The organism is Nitrospirota bacterium, from assembly GCA_015233895.1.
Taxonomy (GTDB): domain Bacteria; phylum Nitrospirota; class Thermodesulfovibrionia; order Thermodesulfovibrionales; family Magnetobacteriaceae; genus Magnetomonas.
On sequence record JADFXG010000065.1, the window covers coordinates 1 to 444 of the forward strand.

A 444-nucleotide genomic window follows, 5' to 3' on the forward strand; every position below is an offset into this window, starting at 1 on the left:
TTCTGGCCATGGATAGATCACGTGGTTTCGCGTCTGCTAACTGTTACTGAATCGCGCTGTTCACACTCGGTTTCCCTACGCCTCCGCCCCAGAGGGGCTTAAGCTTGCAACAGCTAGCAACTAGTTGGTCCATTATGCAAAAGGTACGCCGTCAGCCGTTCATATCTTGCGATATGCATAGGCCTTCGACCGCTTTGTAAGTTTACGATTTTAGGTTCTATTTCACTCCCCTCCCGGGGTTCTTTTCAACTTTCCCTCACGGTACTTGTACGCTTTCGGTCAGACTCGAGTATTTAGGCTTATGCCATGGTCGGCACAGATTCATACGGGATTTCTCGTGCCCCGCATTACTTGGGATACCTCTAAGGTGCTTAAGAATTTCGCAAAAAGGACTTTCACCTGCTGTGGTGCGCCTTTCCAGACGCTTTTGCTATTCTCTCGCAA

General features: G+C 49.3%; 1 rRNA gene (only partly in view). It reads right to left on the minus strand.

The features are described from left to right. Window positions 1-444: ribosomal RNA gene (locus HQK88_17200) — 23S ribosomal RNA — on the minus strand; its annotated part runs 317 nt beyond the window's last position; the annotation flags it as partial.